General features: G+C 69.4%; 20 protein-coding genes. 14 read left to right on the plus strand and 6 right to left on the minus strand.

The window, feature by feature from the left end:
* Positions 1-8 precede the first annotated feature (8 nt).
* Positions 9-374, plus strand: coding sequence for a VOC family protein (locus AB5J62_RS05965; RefSeq protein ID WP_370947098.1), 366 nt, complete (start codon positions 9-11; stop codon positions 372-374).
* Between the two features lie 47 nt (positions 375-421).
* Positions 422-1,072, plus strand: a complete 651-nt coding sequence (locus tag AB5J62_RS05970; RefSeq protein WP_370947099.1) for a cutinase family protein — start codon at positions 422-424, stop codon at positions 1,070-1,072.
* Between the two features lie 30 nt (positions 1,073-1,102).
* Here AB5J62_RS05970 and AB5J62_RS05975 read toward each other — a convergent pair whose 3' ends face one another.
* A complete protein-coding gene (locus tag AB5J62_RS05975; protein ID WP_370947100.1) occupies positions 1,103-2,248 on the minus strand; it encodes a YbfB/YjiJ family MFS transporter in 1,146 nt (381 codons plus the stop codon).
* A gap of 95 nt (positions 2,249-2,343) precedes the next feature.
* Here AB5J62_RS05975 and AB5J62_RS05980 point away from each other — a divergent pair, with 95 nt between their 5' ends.
* The 3 genes from AB5J62_RS05980 (at position 2,344) to AB5J62_RS05990 (ending at position 4,384) form a co-directional block, all read left to right on the plus strand.
* Entirely contained in the window at positions 2,344-3,258 is a 915-nt protein-coding gene (locus tag AB5J62_RS05980) for a LysR family transcriptional regulator (protein WP_370947101.1), read from the plus strand.
* A 71-nt stretch (positions 3,259-3,329) separates the two neighbouring features.
* Complete coding sequence (locus AB5J62_RS05985) at positions 3,330-4,037, plus strand: SDR family NAD(P)-dependent oxidoreductase (RefSeq protein ID WP_370947102.1); 708 nt, start codon at positions 3,330-3,332, stop codon at positions 4,035-4,037.
* On the plus strand, positions 4,037-4,384 hold the full coding sequence (locus AB5J62_RS05990) for a nuclear transport factor 2 family protein (RefSeq protein WP_370947103.1): 348 nt from the start codon (positions 4,037-4,039) through the stop codon (positions 4,382-4,384). The genes AB5J62_RS05985 and AB5J62_RS05990 overlap by 1 nt, the downstream gene beginning before the upstream one ends.
* Here AB5J62_RS05990 and AB5J62_RS05995 read toward each other — a convergent pair.
* The gene (locus AB5J62_RS05995) at positions 4,381-5,091 is read right to left on the minus strand and encodes a lipase family alpha/beta hydrolase (RefSeq protein WP_370947104.1); all 711 of its coding nucleotides are present in this window, start codon (positions 5,089-5,091) and stop codon (positions 4,381-4,383) included. The two genes, AB5J62_RS05990 and AB5J62_RS05995, sit on opposite strands and share 4 nt — an antisense overlap.
* A gap of 128 nt (positions 5,092-5,219) precedes the next feature.
* Between AB5J62_RS05995 and AB5J62_RS06000 the strand changes: the two genes are divergently transcribed.
* Positions 5,220-5,765, plus strand: coding sequence for a TetR/AcrR family transcriptional regulator (locus tag AB5J62_RS06000; RefSeq protein WP_370947105.1), 546 nt, complete (start codon positions 5,220-5,222; stop codon positions 5,763-5,765).
* Positions 5,766-5,910: 145 nt separating this feature from the next.
* Here the strand turns inward: AB5J62_RS06000 and AB5J62_RS06005 are convergent, their stop codons facing one another.
* Positions 5,911-7,083, minus strand: coding sequence for an SGNH/GDSL hydrolase family protein (locus AB5J62_RS06005; RefSeq protein ID WP_370947106.1), 1,173 nt, complete (start codon positions 7,081-7,083; stop codon positions 5,911-5,913).
* 19 nt (positions 7,084-7,102) lie between these two features.
* Here AB5J62_RS06005 and AB5J62_RS06010 point away from each other — a divergent pair, with 19 nt between their 5' ends.
* Genes AB5J62_RS06010 through AB5J62_RS06025 form a run of 4 tightly spaced genes read left to right on the plus strand, consistent with a single transcriptional unit; the run spans position 7,103 to position 11,518 of the window.
* A complete protein-coding gene (locus AB5J62_RS06010) occupies positions 7,103-7,780 on the plus strand; it encodes a response regulator transcription factor (protein ID WP_370947107.1) in 678 nt (225 codons plus the stop codon).
* On the plus strand, positions 7,770-9,191 hold the full coding sequence (locus tag AB5J62_RS06015) for a sensor histidine kinase (RefSeq protein WP_370947108.1): 1,422 nt from the start codon (positions 7,770-7,772) through the stop codon (positions 9,189-9,191). Before AB5J62_RS06010 ends, AB5J62_RS06015 begins: the two co-directional genes overlap by 11 nt.
* Before the next feature lie 57 nt (positions 9,192-9,248).
* Positions 9,249-10,337 carry an acyltransferase family protein gene (locus AB5J62_RS06020; RefSeq protein WP_370947109.1) on the plus strand — a complete coding sequence of 363 codons (1,089 nt, stop codon included), beginning with the start codon at positions 9,249-9,251 and terminating at the stop codon, positions 10,335-10,337.
* Positions 10,334-11,518, plus strand: coding sequence for a glycosyltransferase 87 family protein (locus AB5J62_RS06025; protein ID WP_370947110.1), 1,185 nt, complete (start codon positions 10,334-10,336; stop codon positions 11,516-11,518). Before AB5J62_RS06020 ends, AB5J62_RS06025 begins: the two co-directional genes overlap by 4 nt.
* A gap of 82 nt (positions 11,519-11,600) precedes the next feature.
* Here the strand turns inward: AB5J62_RS06025 and AB5J62_RS06030 are convergent, their stop codons facing one another.
* The gene (locus AB5J62_RS06030; protein WP_370947111.1) at positions 11,601-12,689 is read right to left on the minus strand and encodes an alpha/beta hydrolase; all 1,089 of its coding nucleotides are present in this window, start codon (positions 12,687-12,689) and stop codon (positions 11,601-11,603) included.
* A gap of 163 nt (positions 12,690-12,852) precedes the next feature.
* On the opposite strand from AB5J62_RS06030, the gene AB5J62_RS06035 reads away from it, so the two are divergent.
* Both AB5J62_RS06035 and AB5J62_RS06040 read left to right on the plus strand, forming a co-directional pair.
* Positions 12,853-15,105: an NACHT domain-containing NTPase gene (locus AB5J62_RS06035; RefSeq protein ID WP_370947112.1), complete on the plus strand. Its 2,253-nt coding sequence runs from the start codon at positions 12,853-12,855 to the stop codon at positions 15,103-15,105.
* Positions 15,106-15,147: 42 nt separating this feature from the next.
* Positions 15,148-16,578: a hypothetical protein gene (locus AB5J62_RS06040; RefSeq protein ID WP_370947113.1), complete on the plus strand. Its 1,431-nt coding sequence runs from the start codon at positions 15,148-15,150 to the stop codon at positions 16,576-16,578.
* Here AB5J62_RS06040 and AB5J62_RS06045 read toward each other — a convergent pair.
* A complete protein-coding gene (locus tag AB5J62_RS06045; RefSeq protein ID WP_370947114.1) occupies positions 16,568-16,921 on the minus strand; it encodes a hypothetical protein in 354 nt (117 codons plus the stop codon). The two genes, AB5J62_RS06040 and AB5J62_RS06045, sit on opposite strands and share 11 nt — an antisense overlap.
* Positions 16,922-17,080: 159 nt before the next feature.
* Here AB5J62_RS06045 and msrA point away from each other — a divergent pair, with 159 nt between their 5' ends.
* Positions 17,081-17,599, plus strand: a complete 519-nt coding sequence (gene msrA, locus AB5J62_RS06050; RefSeq protein ID WP_370947115.1) for a peptide-methionine (S)-S-oxide reductase MsrA — start codon at positions 17,081-17,083, stop codon at positions 17,597-17,599.
* A gap of 428 nt (positions 17,600-18,027) precedes the next feature.
* Here the strand turns inward: msrA and AB5J62_RS06055 are convergent, their stop codons facing one another.
* Positions 18,028-18,441, minus strand: a complete 414-nt coding sequence (locus tag AB5J62_RS06055) for a VOC family protein (RefSeq protein ID WP_370947116.1) — start codon at positions 18,439-18,441, stop codon at positions 18,028-18,030.
* Positions 18,442-18,716: 275 nt separating this feature from the next.
* Between AB5J62_RS06055 and AB5J62_RS06060 the strand changes: the two genes are divergently transcribed.
* Entirely contained in the window at positions 18,717-20,246 is a 1,530-nt protein-coding gene (locus AB5J62_RS06060; protein ID WP_370947117.1) for a GMC oxidoreductase, read from the plus strand.
* Positions 20,247-20,276 lie beyond the last annotated feature (30 nt).

The raw sequence follows: 20,276 nt of genomic DNA on the forward strand, positions 1-20,276 counted from the left end.
TGCGGCTCATGATCCTTCGCCATGTGACCGTCGACTGCGCCGATCCGTATGGGCTCGCGGGCTTCTGGAGTGCCGTGACCGGCTGGCCGCTGTCCGATGAGGACGCTCCCGGTGACCCGGAGGTGCTCGTGCAGGGGCCCGCGCTCGGGTTCCTGTTCATCCGCGTGCCGGAGCCCAAGACGGCGAAGAACCGCGTGCACTTCGACTGGATGCCGACGGAGCGGACGCGTGACGCCGAGGTCGAGCGGGTGCTCGGGCTGGGGGCCACGCTGCACGAGGACCACCGCAGGCCCGACGGGACCGGGTGGGTCACGCTGCTCGACCCGGAAGGCAACGAGTTCTGCGTCGAGCGGAGTGCGGGCGAACGCGCCTGACGGCAGGTGTCATCGGGATTTCATCGGTCGTCGTTAGCGTCGCCGGCATGAAGAAGAAAAGGACTTCAGTGCTTCTGGCCGGTCTTCTTGCCGCGGCGGGGATTTCTCTGGCGCAGGCGCCCGCGGCGCACGCGGCTTCGTGCGACGGGACCTACACGATCGTCGTCGGCGGCACCGGCAGCTCGTGGAACAACGACGGGTTCACCGGCAACATCCAGCAGCACGTCGGGTATCCGACGACCATTCCCAACGGCGCCAGCGCCCGCGCGGGCGTCAATGAGCTGAACCGGCTCATCCGCGACCAGCGCGCGGCCTGCCCGTGGCAGCACGCGAAGGTGGCAGGCTACTCGCTGGGCGCCGCCGTCGTGCACACCTGGGTGACCGAGAACTGGCAGACGTTCGACAACGTCAACGCCATCCTCGTCTCCGACCCGAAGCGTCAGGCGCCGCCCGGCGCCAACGGCGGCAGCGTGCCGTTCGGCGGGTTCGTCGGCGCTCCGCTCGCGGGCGCCGACCGGTTCTTCGGCAACGTGCCGGTGAAGTCGATCTGCCACTGGGACTACGTCTGCGACGAGTCCGCCGGCATCTGGACCTACCCGCACAACCACGTCAACAACTATCCCAACGACTTCAACGTCGATCACCACAACGACAGCGCCAACGAGCAGTGGTACAACGGCGCCTGGCAGCCCTGGTAACCCCTCGTTCCAGCCCGAAAGCCACTTTCGTCAGATCCGATCTGACGAAAGTGGCTTTCGGGCTAACACCCAGGCCGCGACGGCGGCGGCGAGGACGATGGCGGACGCGAGGCCCAGGGCTTGGTGATAACCGTTGCGCAGCAACGGAGTCACGATGAGCGGACCCAGTATTTGGCCGGCCGAGTAGCCGGTGGTCAGCAGCGCCACCGCGCGCGGGAAGCGCAGCATGCCTCCGGTGGCCAGAGTGAGCGAGCTGATGCCGAGGAACGTCCCGCCGAACAGGACCGCCGCGAGCAGCGCGGGCGCGACGCCGTCGGCGACCGCGGGCAGCGCGATGCCGACGGCTTGGAGCACCAGCGCCGCGATCAGCAGATCCGGGCGGGCCAGGGAGAAGCGGCGGCCCAGCCAGGCCCACAGCGCGGGTGACGGCGCCGCGGCCAGTCCGACGAGAACCCAGGTGGCGCCGCCGATCCAGCCCGATGCGCGCTGCTCGACCGCGGCGACCAGGAACGTGCCCGCGATGATGTAGCCGACGCCTTCGAGGGTGTAGCTCGCGAGCAAGGCCGAGAACGGGCGACGCGCGTCCCGCACCTCAGGCTCCCGAGACGGCGACGGTGCCGATTCCAGGCGCAGCGTCCAAGCGCCGGCCGCGCACAGCGCCGCGACCGCCGCCGCCGTCCACCAGGCGACGCGCCAATCGTGCGCCGGGATCAGCACGAGCAGGCCGGACAACGCGATCCCGATGCCGACGCCGCCCAGCGCCCAGCTCAGCGGATAGCCGCGCAGGTGACCGAGCAGCGAACTCGCGGCGGTCACGAACACCACCGCGCTCGCGATGCCCGCGAGCAGCCGCAGCACCAGCCATGGCGGGGTGCTGTGGGCGAGTGGCATCGCCGCCAGCGTCACCACGAGCAGCACCAACGAGGCGCGGTGGACGGCAGGGGAGCGGACCAGCCGCGGCGCGAACGCCGTCGCCAGCGCGCCGATCAGGTAACCCGCGTAGTTGGCCGTGGCCAGGCTCGCGCCATCGGACACGCTGAGCCCGGCCTGCGCGGTCATCATCGGCAGGATCGGGGTGTAGGCGAACCGGCCCAAGCCCATGCCACCGGCGAGCGCCGAGCCCGCCCGGACGGCGTGTGTCCACAGCGAACGGTTCTCTTGCAGCGTGACGATCATGGCGCCATCGTGTGGCGGCGTCCGCCGCGACGGCCACGACCGCTTTGCTCCCGCGTGGGAGCCGCGGCCTCCCACCGCACGTAGCATGGCGATTCGTGGAGCTGCGCCAGCTGAGGTATTTCGTCACCGTCGCCGAGGAGCTGCATTTCGGCAGGGCCGCGACGCGGTTGCTGATCGCGGGACCCTCGCTGTCGCAGCAGATCAAGGCACTCGAACGCGACCTCGGCGTCCCGCTGTTCGCGAGGGATCACCGCTCGGTCGCGCTCACGCCCGCGGGCGAGGCGCTGCTGCCGCAGGTCCGCGCGCTGCTCAAGCAGGCAGGCGAGCTGCGCGACCACGCCGAGCGGCTGTCGGGCTCCGAACCGGTGCGCATCGGATACGTCAACTGGCTGCCCGCCGACCTGACCGGGCGGACCGCGGGCGTCGCGCAGCTGCACGTCGACGCCTGGGTGGTGCCGTCGCACGCGCAGGCCGCGCGGGTCGCGGAAGGCAGCCTGGACCTGGCCGTGTGCTGGGTGCGCGCAGAGGATCTCGACCGGCTCGGGCTGGAGGCCAAGCTGCTCGGCGCCGACCGGCTCTACGCCGTGTCCACCGGCTCGGACACCGGGCCCGTGCGTGCGCGCGACCTGACCGTGCTCGTCGACGACGACACCGCGTCCTGGTCTTCGTGGAACGTCTTCGCCGAGCGGCTGGCCGCCGACACCGGCGCCCGGCTGCGGCGGATCGGCGACGGCGGCATCACCGGGCCCGCGTTCTTCGACCAGGTGCGGCGTGACGGCGGCGCGGTGCTCAACTCGCCGAAGGGCCAGACCACGCCGTTGCCGCCCGATCTCGTGCGGCGCCCGGTCGCCGGGCCGAAGGTGTACTGGACCTGGTCGCTGGTCTGGTGCCGTGACGAGGTCCGCCCGGTCGTGCGCGCCGCGGCCGACGCGCTCACCCGTGATGTCGGTGATCTGGGTCTCGGTGACGCGGACGTGTGGCTGCCCGGCGGCGACCCCTACAAGCGGTAGGAGCCTGCGCCTCCCACGGGGTAGAAAGCGCGTCGTGGCCACAATGCTCTCCACGGGTGAGTATCGGTGCCATGACTGAGAACAAGGTTGCCATCATCACCGGCGCGTCCCAGGGCATCGGAGCCGCGCTGGTCACCGCGTACCGCAAACTCGGCTACGACGTCGTAGCGACATCCAGATCGATCACCCCGTCCGATGATCCCGGCGTGCTGACCGTGGCGGGCGACCTGTCCCAGCCGGGTGCCGGCGCTCGCGTGGTCGAGCGGGCGCTGGCGGAGTTCGGCCGGGTCGACACGCTGATCAACAACGCGGGCGTCTTCATCGCGAAGCCGTTCACCGACTACACCGACGAGGACTTCGACGCCGTCGCCGGGCTCAACCTGCGCGGCTTCTTCGACGTCTCGCGCGGCGCGGTCGCCGCGATGCTCGAAACCGGCGGCGGGCACCTGGTGACCGTGTCGACCACGCTCGCCGATCACGCGCTTTCACAGGTGCCGTCGGCGCTCGCGTCGCTGACCAAAGGCGGGCTGAACGCGGTCACGAAGTCGCTCGCGGTGGAATACGCCGGTCGCGGCATCCGCGCCAACACCGTCGCGCTCGGCATCATCCGTACGCCGATGCACCCGCCCGAGACGCACGAGTTCCTCGCGGCGCTGCACCCGGTCGGCCGCATGGGCGACATCGACGACGTGGTCGAAGCCATCGTCTACCTCGAGAACGCCCCGTTCGTCACCGGCGAGATCCTGCACGTCGACGGCGGACAGAGCGCGGGGCACTGATGGACGAGAAAGAGACACTGATCGATGTGCTCGACCGGTGGAAGGCCGCCGTCGACGCGCACGAGCCCGAGCGCGTCGCCGCGCTCTTCACCGAAGACGCGATCTTCCAGGGGCTGCACCCGTACAGCGTCGGACGGCCCGGCGTCGCCGAGTACTACGCGTCGCAGCCGCTCGGAATGACCGCCCGGTACCGGATTCTGGAAACCAGGCGGCTCGCCGACGATCTCGTCTCCGGCTACCTGACCGTCGACTTCACGTTCGACGACCGCCCGACCGTGAACGTCTACCTCAACGTCCTGGTCAGGCGGTCGAAGATCGAGCACTATCAGGTTTCCCGGCTTGCCTAGGCGGCGTGCGTGGCCGCCGCGACGATCACGTCGGCCACGGCGCCGGGCTGGGACACCGAGACGGCGTGCGAAGCGTCGATCCTGGTGATCTCCGACGAAGCGCGCTTGGCCATGAATTCCTGGGCGGCGGCGGGGATCGCGTTGTCGTGGTTGGCGATCAGCGCCCACGAGGGCAGCTTCGTCCAGGCGGGCACGCCATCGAACGCCGCGCCCAGCGCCTGCTCGGCGACGGGCCGCTGGGTGACGGCCATGACGGCCGCGGTCTCGGCGGGGACGTCGGCGGCGAACACCTCAGCGAAGTCCTCGGGCTTGATCGACAGCTCGGGGTTGCCTTGTGCGACAAGGACATTCGTGGTGTCCGGCCCGAGCTTGCCGCCGGGGAACCGGCCGGACAGCTCGAACACGCTCTCGCCGTTGTCCGGCTGGAAGGCCGCGATGTAGACCAGCGCACGCACGTTCGGCGTCTCGGCGGCCGCGCGGCTGATCAGCACGCCGCCGTAGGAGTGACCGGCCAGCACGACCGGGCCGTCCACCCCGTTGACGACGTCCGCGACGTAGGCCGCGTCGGACTCGACACCGCGCAGCGGGTTGGCGGCGGCGACCACCGGGTAGCCCTGCTCGCGCAGCTTCGAGACCACGCCGGTCCAGCTGGACGAGTCGGCGAAGGCGCCGTGGACCAGGACGATGGTGGGCTTGGTGGCGGTCATGGTGACTCCTTGGGCTCCGTGGGAGAACGAACGGTCTTTCTGGTAGCTATCTTGCGGTGCCCGGGGGTGCTGGGCAACGTGATGAAGACCGCCTTGTGGAACGAACGTTCTTTCTCTAAGGTGCGGGCATGACGCACCCCAAGGACCGCCTCCTCGAAACCGCCGCGCGGCTGTTCTACGCCGAGGGCATCCACGCGGTCGGCGTCGACCGGCTCATCTCGGAAGCGGCTGTGACCAGGGCGACCTTTTATCGCCACTATCCCGGCAAGGACGATCTCGTCGCCGCCTACCTGGCGCTCACCAGTGAGCGCATCCGCGCGGCCGTCGCCGCCGCGCGGCAGGACAAGCCCGCGCTGGAGGCCCTGGTCGACACCATGGCCGTCGTCGGCAACGCGACCACTGGCGAGGGCTTCCGCGGCTGCCAGTTCCTCAACGCCGCCGCCGAGTACCCCGACCCCGCGCACAAGGTCCGCCAGGTCATCGACGACCACCGCGCCTGGTTCTCCGGTGAACTCGGGGACCTGGCCGCCTCGCTCGGCCACCCCGACCCCGGCCATGCCGCCCGCGTGCTGGTCCTGCTCCGCGACGGCGCGCTCAGCGGCGGCGACCTCGACGACGCCGAGACGGTCCGCGAGACCCTGCGCCGCGCCGTCACCGACCTCGTCGCCCGGTAGTCGTGAGTGGTACGGCCGGTTCTAACCGGCCGTACCACTCACGACCCGTCACCCGAGGCGCCTCGCTTCGCGGGTCAGGCCGGGGATAAAGCCCGCTAAACTCCCGGGGATAAAGCGGGCTTTATCCCCGGGAGTAAAGCCTGCTTTATCCCCGAACCGCCAGCGGGCCGCCGGGGCCGAAGGCGAGCTTGGCGAAGCGTTCCCCGATGCGCAGGTGCGCCGCGCCGTCCGGGTGCAGCCGGTCCGGCAGCGGAAGCTCGTCGAAGTCCGCCTCCCCGTACAACTCCAGTCCGTCCAGATAGGACAGCCGGGGATCGGCGCGTTCCCGCACGATGCGGGCGAGTTCCTCGCGGATGACCTTGAGCGTCAGCTTCCCGGCGGCACGCTCGGCAGGGTCGCCGGTCGCGACGAAACGGAGTTCGCCGTCGCGCAGCGCGTCGACGTCGAAGGCGACCGGGCCGGGGGTGTCCTCCTGGATCGGGCAGAAGAGCGGGGAGACGAGCAGGATCGGGGTCGACGGGTGGCCTTCGCGGATGGTGTCGAGGAAGCCGTGCACCGCCGGGCCGAACGCGCGCAGGCGCATGAGGTCGGCGTTGGTGAGGTTGATGCCGAGTTTCAGGCTGATCACGTCGGCCGGGGTGTCGCGCAACGTCCTGGCGGTGAACGGGTCGAGCAGCGCGCTGCCGCCGAGGCCGAGGTTGATCAGCTCGGTGCCGGCGAGCCTGGCGGCGACCATCGGCCAGATGCCGGTGACGCTCTCGGCGTTGGAGCCCTGGCTGATCGAGCTGCCATGGTGCAGCCACACCCGCTTGCCACTACCGGGTGACGGCGAGACGGGGGCGTCCGTGCGCAGCGCGGCCAGTTCGACGCGTTCGTTGTGCGGCAGCCAGATCTCCACGTTCTTGGCGCCCGGCGGCAGGTCGGTGAAGCACAGCGTGCAGGCCGGGCCGGACCGGGTTTCGACCGCTCCGGTCGCCGGGTCCGCGAGGTGGACGTCGCCGCCGCTGGTGCGGGCCTGCGCGACCAGCCGGTCGTCGATGACCAGGTCGAAGCAGCCGTCCGGCCGCGGCGGGAGACCGCGAATGTCCATTTTGGTGCGGAAGACGTCCAGCTCGATCGTGGTGGCCTCGGTGCGGAAGGCCAGGCGGACGCCGGACGGCTTCGACTCGGCCGTGGCCAGCTGGGGATCGGCGCACTGCGCGCGTGCCCAGGCGGGCAGCCGGTGGGGGAGCAGGCCGTGCGCGGTGCGCTCCAAGTCCTGGGCGCCACGCAGGAGGTCCGCGGTGAGGGGCGTGGTGATCCGGTTCGTCGCGGTCATGATGTGAGACCGTACCCGGATGCGCGTACTGGTGGTTGAGGACGAACGGCGCCTCGCCGAGTCCCTGCGGGCCGGGCTCACGGCCGAGGGCTACGCCGTCGACGTCGCGAACAACGGCCGCGACGCGCTGTGGCTCGCCGGAGAGAACCCGTACTCGGCGATGATCCTCGACATCATGTTGCCGGGGCTGAACGGCTACCGCGTTTGCCAGCGGCTGCGCGCGAACGGGGACACCACGCCGATCCTGATGCTCACCGCCAAGGACGGCGAACACGACGAGATCGAGGCGCTCGACACCGGCGCCGACGACTTCCTGCCCAAGCCGTTCTCCTACCCGGTGCTGCTTTCCCGGCTGCGGGCGCTGATCCGGCGCGGCGGGTCCACTCAGGCCGGTCCGCTGCGGCTCGGCGACCTCGAACTCGACCCCGGCAGCCATCGGTGCCGTCGCGGCGAGACCGAGATTCCCTTGACCGCCAAGGAGTTCGCGCTGCTCGCCTATCTGCTGAAGCGGCCTGGCGAGGTGGTCACGAAGGACGAGCTGCTCGAGAACCTGTGGGACTTCGCGTCCACCGCGACGGCCAACGTGGTGGAGGTGCACGTGAGCGCGCTGCGGCGGAAGATCGACACCCCGTTCGGCGCCGAGACCATCAGGACCGTGCGCGGCGCCGGATATCTGGTGGTGCCGCATGCTTCGTGAGCTGTGGCGGTCGACGCGGTTCCGGGTCGCGGCGGCGGCCGCGTTGTCGTCGATGATCGCGCTCGGCGCGACCGGGGTCTTCTTCGTACTGCAGGCGCAGGATCGGCTCGAAACGAACGCCATCCAGACGGCCAAGCAGCGGGTCTACCGGATCCAGGAGCTGCTGAACGCGGGCACCCCGGTGGACAAGATCAACAGCAGGATCTCCGACATGATCTACGAGATCGTCGATCGGGAGGGAAAGCGGCTGGCGAGCTGCCCGGTGCCCTGGGCAGGGGAGCCGCTGCTCGTGAACGGGAAGTACGGCGGATTCCACTTCGTCACCTTCGAGCTGTACAAGGTGGACCGGAACGGGCGCGAGCCGATGAACTGCCTGGCCGAGCTCTACGACTACGCCAAGCGGAACGACCCGGATCTGGTGAACGACTCGCAGCCGATTCCGCTGTACACCGCCACCGGTCCTTCCGAAGACCACCGCTACGTCGTGTACGCGGCGGCCACGCCCGACCCGGCCGCGCAGTGGGGGGCGGAGACCACCAAGACCTGGCTGCTGGTCGCGATTCCGCTGGTGTCGCTGCTGATCGGCGTGATCGCCTGGTTCGCCGTGCGCCGCTCGCTGCGGCCGGTCGAGGCGCTGCGCGCGGAGGTCGCCGAGATCAGCGCCCACGACCTCGGCCGCCGTGTGGCCGAGCCCGCTGGCCGCGACGAGATCCCGCGGCTCGCCGCCACCATGAACACCATGCTGGCCAGGCTGGACACGGCGGTGACCAGGCAGAGCCAGTTCACCGCCGACGCGTCCCACGAGCTGCGCACCCCGCTCACCACCATGCGCAACCAGCTCGAAGTCCTGCTCACCTATCCCGAGCAGATCGAATGGCGGCAGTCGTGCGAGAACGTGCTGCTCGACGTCACCAGGATGGAAGAACTGGTCGCCGACCTGCTGCTGCTCAGCAAACTCGAAGGCGCCGAGACCGGGAAGTTCGTCCCGGTCCCGCTGGCCGAGGTGGTCGACGCCTGCCTCAAAGACCGTGAGGCGCGCGAAGGCGTCACCATCACGTCCGAAGTGGACACCGCGGCCGTGGTGTCCGGCAACCGGGTCAGGCTCACCAGGCTGCTGCGCAACCTCGTCGACAACGCGGAACGCCACACCACGTCGAGCGTGCGCGTCACCGTGTCCACAGTGGACGACGAATGCGTGCTGACCGTCGCCGACGACGGTCCCGGCATCCCGCCGGAGGACGCCGAGCGCGTCTTCGACCGGTTCGTGCGGCTCGACGCGGGCCGCGACCGTGACGACGGTGGTTCCGGGCTCGGCCTGGCCATCGTGGCCGAGATCACGCACACGCACGGCGGCACCGTCTCCGTCGAGGGTTCCACCTTGACCGTCCGGCTGCCGCGCACGGAAAGCTGAAGACGTCTTCAGCTGACTTAAGCTTCAGTTCAGCGATCAAGCCCGAAGCTGCTCGGCATGCCGATGAGCCATGCCGAGTACCTCGCCACCCGACACTTCCACGGGCTCACCGGCTTGCGTGCGCTTGCCGCGGTCGCCGTGGTCTTCTTCCACTACGGCGGCCAAGCCCTCGACGGGGTGCAGGGCTGGATCGCCGTGCACCTGTTCTTCGTGCTGTCCGGGTTCCTGATCACGACGCTCTGCCTGCGTGAGGAGGACCGCGACGGCCGGGTGTCGCTGCGCGCGTTCTGGGTGCGCCGGGTGTTCCGGATCATGCCGCTCTACTACACGGTCCTCGCGGTCACGGCGCTGTTCGTGGTGATCGGCGGACAGTTCTGGAGCAGCAGGCTGGGTGACGCGATGCCGTTGTACCTCGTGTTCGGCAACGAACTCGTCGACTACAACACCCCGCTGGGCATGTCGTGGACGCTGGGCGTCGAAGAGAAGTTCTACTTCGTCTGGCCCGCGTTGCTGGTGCTCACCGGGCTGGTGAAGAGCCAGAAACTCTGGCTGCGCATGGGCATCTGCGTGGTCTCCGTGGTGGCGGTCGTCGGGGTGGTGCTTCCGCTGACCGGCGGGATGGGCTGGGGCAAGCTCGCGGCGCACTACGTCTCGCTGGTCATCGGCTGCCTGCTCGCGCTGCTCATGCACCACCCCAAGGGTTTCGCACTGGTGCGCCCGCTGATGCGGCCGGTCGTGGCGGTGCCGATCGCGCTCGGCTTCTGCGTCTTCCAGCTGTGCGTCGGTGATCTGGTCCCGCTGGTCGGCGGAATCCCTTGGTTCACGCCGATTTACGCGCTCGCGTCGGCGATCCTGCTGGTCGCTGTGCTCGCGCCGGGACCGGTGAAGCGCGTGCTCGCGTGCCGTCCGCTGCGGTTCGTCGGCGACCGGTCCTACGGGCTTTACCTGTGCCAGGTCATCGCCGCGGCCCCGACCGGCCTGCTGTGGCCGCCCGGCTGGGCCAAGGCGATCGCCACCGCGGCGGTCGCGCTCGGCATCGCCTGGGTGCTGCACCGCTGGGTCGAGACGCCGATGATCGCGCGCGGCAAGCGTGTCGCGGCGAACCTTCCGAGCGCGAAGCAGCTCGTTGCCGGGGCGCACCGATGAGCCGGCGCGGTGAACTGCTGCTCATCGCGGGCGCGGTCGTGGTGGCGCTCGCTGTCCTGCTCAGCGTCTGCAGTTTCGCGCCGCTGGACCTGGAGGTCTACCGGTTCGGCTCGCAGGCGCTCGTCGCCGGCCGTGACCCGTACGGGCTGCTGCCCGTCACCCGCGTGGGCGTCTCGCTGCCGTTCATCTACCCGCCGTTCGGCGCGCTGGCACTGCTGCCACTGGCGATCCCGCCGCTCACGGTGGCCGCGCTGCTGATGACCGGGCTGACGTTGGCCGCGCTCTGGGCGGCCATGCGGGTGGTCATCCGTCGCTTGTGGACGGTCACGCCCCGCACTGCCTCGGTGGCCGCGCTGGTGTGCACGGCGCTCGCGCTGGAGCCGGTGCGTGGCACGCTGTCGTTCGGTCAGATCAACATGCTGCTGATGGCGCTGGTGGTCGTCGACTGTCTCGCCGAGAAGCCGCCATGGCCGAGGGGGATGCTGGTCGGGATCGCGGCGGCGATCAAGGTGACCCCCGCCGCGTTCCTGCTGTTCTTCTTGCTGCGCAAGGACTTCCGTGCCGCGCTCACGGTCGCCGCCACCGGTGCCGCCGCGAGCCTGGCCGGCTTCGTGATGGCGCCCGGCGCCTCGATGACGTACTGGTTCGGCGGCAGGCTGACCGGCGCCGGCGGGCTCGCGGCGTCACCACTGCACACCAACCAGACGATCGCGGCCGCGCTGCGCAGGCTGCACCTGCCGCCCGACGGCCTGCTGTGGTGGGTACTCGCGCTGCTGGTGATCGCCGCGGCCGTGGTCGTCATCCGCCGGGTCGACGCGCCGATGGCCGTCGTCGTCACCGCGACCGCCGCGCTGGTGCTCTCGCCGATCTCCTGGTCACACCACTGGGTGTGGATCGCGCCCGCGCTGCTGGTGTTCGCCAAGAGCCTGAAGCGGCTGCCGGTTCTCGTGCTCGCGGTGGTGTTCACCGCGCCGCCGTTCCGGTTCCTGCCGGGCGGCGGCGACCGCGAACTCGCCTGGACGCCGTGGCAGCACGTGGTCGGCAACACGTACCTGATTCTCGCGCTGGCCTTCCTGGCCTGGCAACTGTTCGCTTCTCGGCAGCTCACGGCAGGTCGACACGAGCAGCATGAGCACGAACAGGATTCCCACGATCACCAGGCAGCCACCTCCGCCGCTTGACTTCACGCGGTGCCGGTATTCGGCCATGTCGGTCCTTTCGCCGCCTGCCGGGCGGCCCCCTCACCGCCCGGCAGGCCGGGTGTCACGGGTGCTGGAGCCGCTGCAGGATGAGCGGGACGAAGTGGTCCATGTCGGCCTGCAGGCACGGCTGCTGCGCGTGCTTGCCGGTGCAGCCCGGCGCCCAGGTGCTGCCGTCGCCGTAGTCGGCGAAGTAGAACGGGATGCCCGCCGCGTTCAGGTTGGCCGCGGTCACCAGCGCGGTCTCCCTGGCCCGGTTCTCGAACACGGCCTGGATCGGGTTGTCGAGCAGGTTGCCGCCGTTGCCCGTGTACATCGCGACACCCATGCCGCGCAGCGACGAGACGTGCTGGGCCGGGCTCTGCGCGTTCCAGATCCCGTCGAACGGCCAGATCGGCGGCCCGAAGATCGCGTCGGCCCCCACGGTCGGGACGCCGGCGCTCGAATCGACCGAGGTGCCGATCACCGCGGCGCGCATCTCCTGGCTCAGCAGGTCGAGACCGCCGGACAGCGCGCCGACGTAGCTGAACAGGTCAGGCCGGTGCTCGGCGTAGTGGAACGCGCCGAAACCACCCATCGAGTGCCCGACGATCGCCCGGCCCTCCTTGGTGCCGATCGACTTCAGGTTGGCGTCGATCAGCGGGATCAGCTGCCCCAGGTGGAAGTTCTCCCAGTTCTGCGGGCCGACGGCGCCGGGGTTGACCCAGTTCGAGTACCAGCTGCGGACGCCGTTCGGCGCGACCGTGATCAGCGGGGTGTTCTTGGTCGAGCGCTCGGTGATCTGCAGGTTCGGCAGCGTGTTCGGCCGGTCCGGGTTGCCGTGCAGGTTGTAGAGCACGGGGTAGCGGGTCGCGGCCGTGTCGTCGTAGCCGTCGGGCAGCGTGACCATGATCAGGTGCTGGCCGGCGAGCTGGCCGGGCAGCAGCGTGGGCGTCGGCACCTGGTCGGAGCTGACGCTGAAGGTGAACGTGCGGCGGCCCTCGCTCTGCTCCACCCACTCCGGCTGCTGGACCACGGTGAGCCCGAATCCGTTTTCGAAGTGCGGCAGTGTCACCGCTTCGGCGACGGCGGCGGGCGCGGCCAGCGCGGAAGCGAAGGCCAGGCCCGCCACCACGGCGGCCGTGCCCCGTGAACTCCGGAAACGCGTCTTCATCGAATTCCCACTTTTCCTCGTCGGTAGGTCACCGGTTGACCCCGCTGATACTGGCGTTCGCACTGATCAGCAGACCAGGTCGCGAACCGGCCAAATACGGCCGGTGCCCGCGCTATGGTCAATCGCGGGAAAAAGTCACGCCGATGGCGAGGGGCGAGGGGAATTGGCGAGCGAGTTCGGCACGCTGCTGCGGCAGTTGCGGCGGCAGGCGGGGATGACGCAGGAGCAGCTGTCCGAACGGTCCAGTGTCGGCGTGCGCACCATCCGCAGGCTGGAGACCGGCGACCCGACCGACCCCCGGCTGGGCACCGTGAAGCTGCTCGCCGAGGCGCTCGACATCTCCCCGGCCGAACGCCGGAAGCTGCTTTCGGAAGCCGGTGAGGAGGAGCCGGAAGAGCCCGCGGAGCCGCGGCCGCGCGACGCGCTGAGCGACGCCGCCGACGAACTCGCCCGCGTGGTCGGCGGCCGCTGGCAGCGCGAGGAGGAGCAGCGCCGCATCCACGACCCGTTCCCGCTGCCGGTGCGCTGGCAGCCGGTGTCCGCGCTGCTCACCGATCACGACGACAACATCGGCCGGGTCCCGGCGGGCGCCGCGGCGGTCCCGTTGAACCTGACCGGCTCGCTCGACGAGATCGACGGCACCTATCGGCGGATCCCGTCCCAGCGGCTGGTGGTGCTCGGCAGGGCCGGTTCCGGCAAGACCGTGCTGACGCTGCGGTTCGTGCTCGACTACCTGCGCACGCGCGCGGCGGGCGAGCCGGTGCCGGTGATCTTCAGCCTCGGTTCCTGGGATCCGAGGGCCAGCACCCTGCGCGACTGGCTCGCCGCCCAGCTGCTGCGCGACTACCCGGGCCTGGCCAAGCGCGCGCCAGGCGGCTCGACGCTGGCCGCCGCGCTGGTCGACGGCGGCCACATCCTGCCGGTGCTGGACGGGTTCGACGAGCTCGCCGCCGGGCTGCACGGCCACGCGCTGGAGTCGCTCAACGCCACGACCCTGCCGCTGCTGCTGACCAGCAGACCGGCCGAGTACACCGACGCCATCGCGGCCACCGACGTGCTCACCGGCGCCGCGGGCATCGAGCTGATCGACCTCACGCCCGCCGACCTGGCCAACTACCTGCCCCGCACCACGCGCCGCGACGCCGGCGGCGGGACCGTCTGGGACCCGGTGCTCGCCGAGCTGCGCGACGGCCGCGCCGCCGACCTCGCCGCGGTGCTGACCACCCCGCTGATGGTCGTGCTGGCCAGAACCGTCTACAGCGACACACCCGGCCAGGACCCGGCCGTGCTGCTGGACTCGGCCCGGTTCCCCGACCGTGAGGCGCTCGAAGACCATCTGCTCGGCAGCTTCGTGCCGACCGTCTACCGGCAGCGCCCCGGCACCACGGAGCCGTGGGAGGCGGACCGCGCGCAGCGCTGGCTGGGCTACCTCGCCCAGCACCTCGACAGACTCGAGACCCGTGACCTGGCGTGGTGGCAGCTCGGCCACTCGCTGAGCCGCTCGTCCCGCATCCTCACCGTGGTGCTGGTCGCCTCGGTGGCGACCGCCGTGGCCGACTGGGTGTTCTTCCTGCCGGTCAACATGGTCAACTTCGGCGTCGGCTTCGGGCTGCGGGCGGCCCTGATCGACGGGCTGCTGGTCGGCCCGGTCGTCGGTCTCGGCTTCGGCCTGGTCTACGGGCTGATGGTGGTCGTCGGCGGGACGGTGTTCGAGCCGTCCAGGATGCGCGTGCGGCTGTTCGGCCGTGGCGACCGGGGCAGCGGGCTCACCAGGCGTTTCCTGATCAGGACCGGCGCTGGCATGCTGGGCGGGTTCGTGGTCGGCCTCGGCTACGGCCCGGTGACCGTGCTGGCGCGCCTGCTGATGTTCGGCTTCCCCGGTGAGCTCGGCTGGGTGGTGGAGGCCGCGGGGATCAACATGATCACCACCGGCCTCATCTTCGGGCTGGCGGCCGGACCGGTCTTCGGGCTCGCGGCCGTCGTCGAAGCGCCGCTCGACCTCAACGCGGTCACCAGCCCGGCGGGCCTGGTCGCGGCGAACCGCGCGACCGTCATCCGCCAGCTGCTGCTGCTCGTGCCGCTGCTCGTCGTCGCGATCATGGTCGCCGGCTGGGTCGTGGTCGGCCTGCTGCAGGGCGTGCTCGGCGAGTTGATCTGGACACCGAGCGGCGGCCTGCTGATCGGCGCGGTCGGCGGGCTCGGCGCGGGCTTCGCGTACGCGTTCGCGTTCACCGCGTGGGGACAATGGGTCATCCTGGCGCGGATTTGGCTGCCGCTGACCGGAAAACTGCCGTGGGCGATGCTCGCGTTCCTCGAAGACGCTTACCAGCGCGGGGTTCTGCGCCAGGCGGGCGCCGTCTACCAGTTCCGCCACGCGCGGCTGCAAGACCACCTGAGCCGCGCTTTCGCGGGCTGAACACCGGGAGGGGTCCCGGTCGGGATGCCGACAATCCTCGGCATGGACCTCGCACCCGAGTACCGGCCGGACTTCCTGGCGGCACCGGAACCGGCGCCGCACGACCCGCTCGCCGTCGCGATCGGGAACGCTTCGCTGCTCGGTGTCGGCTACCTGCTTCTCAAGCGGCGAGGGCTCGCCGTGTTCACGTGGCTGGTCACGCTCGCCCTCGTGATCATGCTCGCCACGGTCCGCGAGGTCTGGGTGGAGATCACCGTGCTCTGCTGGTGGCTGCTCTCGATCGCGCACGGCTGGTTCCTCGCGGCCAAGGACGGCTCGCGAGTCGGCTGGCAGCGCGCGATCGCGGTGCTCGTCGCGGTCCCGGTGCTGGTGTCCGTAGGCCTTTTCCGGCTGGGCGCCGCCACGATCGAGGACACGGTCACCGACGCCCGCGCAAGCGGCGACTGCGCGCCCGCGCTGGCCGCGCTCGACCGGCTGTGGCTTGGGCACCGCGTCACCAACGGCCCGCTCACGGTGCGGGGAGAACGGACCGTCGAAGCGTGTCACCGGCTGTCGAACGCCGCGGACAGCCTTTCCACCGGATTGGCAGGCGACGATTCGGCGTTGCAGGCGGGTTTCAGCACCCTGTCGTCCGTGCTCGGGGATTTTCCCGGTCACGAGAAAATGGTCGGCAAGACGCTCGACAATTTCCTCTCGGGTGTCCCGGCCAAGAACCCTTGTGAGATCGCGACAGTCACCGACTGGCTTCGCGGTCACCAGTCCGCTTACAACGAGCTGAACCGGTCCGCCGAGGTGGTCGCCCGCACCGCGCCCGCCGCGCTCGTCGGCTGCGGAGACCACTACCTGGCCCTGAACTCCCTGGAACTCGCGCGTGCGCGATATCAGCAGTACCTCGACCGCTACCGCGGCCAGAACTTCACGCCCAAGGCCGAGGAAGGCGTCCGCAAGGTCACTTTGGCGATCGAACTGTCGACCGTCCGCGGTCTGCTCGCCGGTGCGTACGGCACTTCGGAACTCAGCTATTGCCGCAATCCCGCGAAGTACAGCGGCGCGCCGTCGTACGCGAAAGGACCGAATCGCGTGCTCATGTACGGCGACACCGCCTACACGGGCAGTCTGCCCGCCGAATGGCGCGCGCCGGGTCCCGAAGACGCGGCGCTGATCGTCTGCGTCGGCAAGGCCGAGTACGGCACGCCGGTCCGGACCTGCCCGTACACGAGCAAAAGCGGCCTCCGCGGGTTCCCGACGGACGTGACGTTCAAGAAGATCGTGATCCCGATCCGCGCCTACGAGCTGAGGACCGGCGCGCTCGTGGCCGACGCCCGCCCGGAGGTCGGCGGCACGAGCTGTCCCCAGACCATTCACTACACCCGCTACGGCCTGTCCGCCGATCTCGGGCCGCCGTCGGAGATGTACGTGACCCCGTCCGACGCCGACATCAAGGCGGCCTTCGCGGGCGTCGTCAGCCCGTGACTCGGCTTGGCGTGGTGGTCGCCGCGACGCCGGCGATGGTCGCGAGCAGCACACCCGCGAGCTGGACGACGGTGCCGATCGAGGTCGCGGCGCCGGCGTCTCCCGTCAGGTTGCCGATCCCGGTCGGGCTGACGAGGAAACCGACGATGATGAACAGTCCCAACGCCGTGCCGACGAGCGGCGCCCAGCGCCATTTGACCAGCGCGACGATGACCGTGCCCGCGCTCAGCAGCAGGATCCCCGGCGGCGGGTAGAACGGGAAGACGACCCCCGACGCCCACAGCACCGCGATGCCGATCGCGCCGGCCAGCAGGCCGATCATGGTGAGCACTCGCGCGTTCATGGTTCGCTCCTTCGGTTCGAGTAGGCGCCCAGCATGTCCGCGTGGGTGGCGTCCGGGCGTCCGCCCGGTGTCGTCTCTTCGCGGTACGTAAGGTGGCGTAGAGCCGCCGGGAATCGCCGGAGACGGGCGGGCGTTGAATCTCACGAGGAGAGTGAGGACATGACTGTGACCAGCGAGAAGGCCGTGCTCGCGGGCGGCTGTTTTTGGGGCATGCAGGACCTGATCCGCAAGTACGACGGCGTGCTCGCCACCCGGGTGGGCTACACCGGCGGCGACGTGCCCAATGCCACGTACCGCAACCACGGCACCCACGCCGAGGCCATCGAGATCCTGTTCGACCCCGAGCGCATCACCTACCGCGCGCTGCTGGAGTTCTTCTTCCAGATCCACGACCCGACCACCAAGAACCGCCAGGGCAACGACCTCGGCCTCAGCTACCGCTCGGCGATCTACTACACGAGCGAAGAGCAGAAGCGCGTCGCCGAGGACACCATCGCCGACGTCGACGCTTCCGGCCTCTGGCCCGGCAAGGCCGTCACCGAGGTCGAACCCGCCGGGCCGTTCTGGGAGGCCGAGCCGGAGCACCAGGACTACCTGGAGCGTTACCCGAACGGGTACACCTGCCACTTCATCCGGCCGGACTGGAAGCTGCCCGCCCGCAAGACGACCGCGAGCTGAGTTTTCGCGGGGTCGTGAGTGTTGCCGACGGTTATTGAGGGGAAGGGCAAAGGCGGCGCGGTGGTAGCCGACTTCCGCCGCGCCAGTGGGGTCGTCGGAGAACTCCGCAGCCTGACCTTTTGTCCGCTTTAGTCTTCTTTGACCGTATTCTTGGGCTGGTTGGGTGGCTTCGGATGACGTGAACGCCTCGTTCGCAACGTTGTGCGTTGCGAACGAGGCGTTCACGTCATCGGTCGGTGTGTACTGGTGGGTTGTGCGGGATTTTCGGCCACTGAGCGGCCGAAAACCCTGCACAACGGGCCCTTCGCGCAGCGGCGAGTGGGCTGACGATGCGGTGTTTGAGGCGTCAGATGGCCCCAACGCCACATCGTCGAAGCGTCGACTACGCCATGTTTGACTTTCCGCCCAAATAGAACCGTCGGGAACACTCACGACCTTTTTGCTGCCAGCACGTCGAAGTAGTGCTGGTTGTACATGACCCCGAGTATGTTGCCGAAGGGGTCGATCACCGACGCCGTGACGAAGCCGGGGCCCCGTTCGACGGGCTTGTCGTGCACCGCGGCGCCGAGTTCGAGCAGCCGGTCGAAGGCGGCCTGCACGTCGTCGACGGCCCAGTAGGTCACCGTGCCGCCGGGGCGTTCCGCCTTGCCGTGCGGGGAAAAGCTCGTGTCGAGGATGCCGAATTCGGCCTGGTAGTCGCCGATCCGGAACTCGGCGTACGCGGGCGGGCCGTCGAGCGGGCGGACGAAATACGGCTCGACGCCGAAGAGTTCGCTGTACCAAGCCGAAGCCGCGGTCACGTCGTCGGCGAAAACGGTGAAGGTGCTGAATCCTCGGAACATCGGTGGGTCCTTCCCTCGGTGTCTGTTGAGGACGAGTCTGCCGCTCAAAGTGCTCACCATCTGAGCACTTTCAGGCCGATGTCGTCGCTTTTCGCCAACCTGAAAGTTACTCGCAAGTACGTAGTGACTTGACTTATTCCTGCAAGTATAACTTGTTCTTATCTGCCAACAGTGAGGAACGTCACATGGGCGACAAGAGCAGGAGTTATAAGGGTTTCGGGGATGTATCGCGTCGCACGTTCATCGTAGGAACAAGTTCTATATTGGGCGCCGCGATGGTCGGTGGCCGTGCCGCCGCGGCCCCGCCGCTGACCCCCGGGGCACGGGTTCCGGCGTTGGTCATCGGCACCGGATACGGCGGCTCGGTGGCCGCGCTGCGCCTCGCGCAGGCCGGGGTCGACGTGCAGATGGTCGAGATGGGGATGGCCTGGGACACCCCCGGCTCCGACGGCAAGATCTTCGCCAACACGACCACCCCTGATCAGCGTTCGTTCTGGCTGCGGACCCGGACCAAACAGCCGCTGAGCAATTTCCTCGGCTTCCCCATCGACAAGGACATCCCGCGCTACACCGGCATTCTCGACGCCGAGGAGTTCGGCGGGATCATCGTGTACCAGGGCCGTGGCGTCGGCGGCGGCTCGCTCGTCAACGGCGGCATGGCCGTCACGCCGAAACGGGAGAACTTCGGCGCCGTGCTCCCGACGGTCAACGCCGACGAGATGTACAGCACCTACTACCCGCGCGCCAACGCCGGTCTCGGCGTCAGCACCATCGACCCCGCCTGGTTTGACACCACGCCGGCGTACCAATACGCCCGAGTCGGCCGCAAACACGCGCAGCGGTCCGGTTTCCCGTTCGTCTTCGTGCCGGACGTGTACGACTGGGACTACATGAAGCAGGAGGCCGCCGGCACCGTCCCGAAGTCCGCGCTGGCCGGGGAAATCCTGTACGGCAACAACTACGGCAAGAAGTCCCTGCAGAAGACCTACCTCGCGCAGATCAAGGCGACCGGTCGCGTCACCATCACGCCACTGCACAAGGTCACCTCGGTGGCGCCCGCGTCCGGCGGCGGCTACACGGTCACCATCGATCAGCTCAACACCAACGGCGACACCATCGCCACCAAGATCGTCACCGCCGACAAGGTGTTCTTCGCGGCGGGAAGTGTCGGCACCAGCAAGCTTCTGGTCAAACTCAAGGCGACCGGCGCGCTGCCCAACCTCAGCACCGAGGTCGGCAAGGGCTGGGGCGACAACGGCAACGTCATGTGCGGCCGCGCCAACCACCTGTGGGACGCGACCGGCGCGCTCCAGTCGTCCATTCCCTGCGGTGGCATCGACAACTGGGCGGGCGGCGGCGCCTTCGCCGAAGTCGCCCCGCTGCCGACGGGCATCGAAACGTACGCCTCGTTCTATCTGTCGATCACGAAGAACCCCAACCGCGCCGAATTCTCGTGGAACGGCGCGGCGAACAAGGTCGACCTCAACTGGCAGACCGCGTGGAAGCAGCCGTCGATCGACATGGCCAAGTCGATCTTCGACAAGATCAACGCCAAGGAGGGCACGATCTACCGCACCGACCTGTTCGGCGTGTACAAGATCTGGGGCGACCATCTGACCTACCACCCACTCGGCGGCGCGGTACTCGGCAAGGCCACCGACAACTACGGCCGCCTGAACGGATACCCGGGCCTCTACGCGATCGACGGCTCGCTCATCCCCGGCAACACGAGCGTCAACCCGTTCGTCACGATCACGGCGCTGGCGGAGCGCAACATCGAGAAGATCATCGCCACCGACCTCTGAAACGCTCGTGAGTGGTATGGCCGGTTCTAA

Origin of the sequence: Amycolatopsis sp. cg5 (assembly GCF_041346955.1) — a bacterium.
Taxonomy (GTDB): Bacteria; Actinomycetota; Actinomycetes; order Mycobacteriales; family Pseudonocardiaceae; genus Amycolatopsis.

Coding starts and splice junctions, on each gene's coding strand:
- AB5J62_RS05965 (WP_370947098.1), top strand. CDS start 9: ATGATCCTTCGCCATGTGACCGTCGACTGCGCCGATCCGTATGGGCTC.
- AB5J62_RS05970 (WP_370947099.1), top strand. CDS start 422: ATGAAGAAGAAAAGGACTTCAGTGCTTCTGGCCGGTCTTCTTGCCGCG.
- AB5J62_RS05975 (WP_370947100.1), bottom strand. CDS start 2,248: ATGATCGTCACGCTGCAAGAGAACCGTTCGCTGTGGACACACGCCGTC.
- AB5J62_RS05985 (WP_370947102.1), top strand. CDS start 3,330: ATGACTGAGAACAAGGTTGCCATCATCACCGGCGCGTCCCAGGGCATC.
- AB5J62_RS05990 (WP_370947103.1), top strand. CDS start 4,037: ATGGACGAGAAAGAGACACTGATCGATGTGCTCGACCGGTGGAAGGCC.
- AB5J62_RS05995 (WP_370947104.1), bottom strand. CDS start 5,091: ATGACCGCCACCAAGCCCACCATCGTCCTGGTCCACGGCGCCTTCGCC.
- AB5J62_RS06000 (WP_370947105.1), top strand. CDS start 5,220: ATGACGCACCCCAAGGACCGCCTCCTCGAAACCGCCGCGCGGCTGTTC.
- AB5J62_RS06005 (WP_370947106.1), bottom strand. CDS start 7,083: ATGACCGCGACGAACCGGATCACCACGCCCCTCACCGCGGACCTCCTG.
- AB5J62_RS06010 (WP_370947107.1), top strand. CDS start 7,103: ATGCGCGTACTGGTGGTTGAGGACGAACGGCGCCTCGCCGAGTCCCTG.
- AB5J62_RS06015 (WP_370947108.1), top strand. CDS start 7,770: ATGCTTCGTGAGCTGTGGCGGTCGACGCGGTTCCGGGTCGCGGCGGCG.
- AB5J62_RS06020 (WP_370947109.1), top strand. CDS start 9,249: ATGCCGATGAGCCATGCCGAGTACCTCGCCACCCGACACTTCCACGGG.
- AB5J62_RS06025 (WP_370947110.1), top strand. CDS start 10,334: ATGAGCCGGCGCGGTGAACTGCTGCTCATCGCGGGCGCGGTCGTGGTG.
- AB5J62_RS06030 (WP_370947111.1), bottom strand. CDS start 12,689: ATGAAGACGCGTTTCCGGAGTTCACGGGGCACGGCCGCCGTGGTGGCG.
- AB5J62_RS06040 (WP_370947113.1), top strand. CDS start 15,148: ATGGACCTCGCACCCGAGTACCGGCCGGACTTCCTGGCGGCACCGGAA.
- AB5J62_RS06045 (WP_370947114.1), bottom strand. CDS start 16,921: ATGAACGCGCGAGTGCTCACCATGATCGGCCTGCTGGCCGGCGCGATC.
- msrA (WP_370947115.1), top strand. CDS start 17,081: ATGACTGTGACCAGCGAGAAGGCCGTGCTCGCGGGCGGCTGTTTTTGG.
- AB5J62_RS06055 (WP_370947116.1), bottom strand. CDS start 18,441: ATGTTCCGAGGATTCAGCACCTTCACCGTTTTCGCCGACGACGTGACC.
- AB5J62_RS06060 (WP_370947117.1), top strand. CDS start 18,717: ATGGTCGGTGGCCGTGCCGCCGCGGCCCCGCCGCTGACCCCCGGGGCA.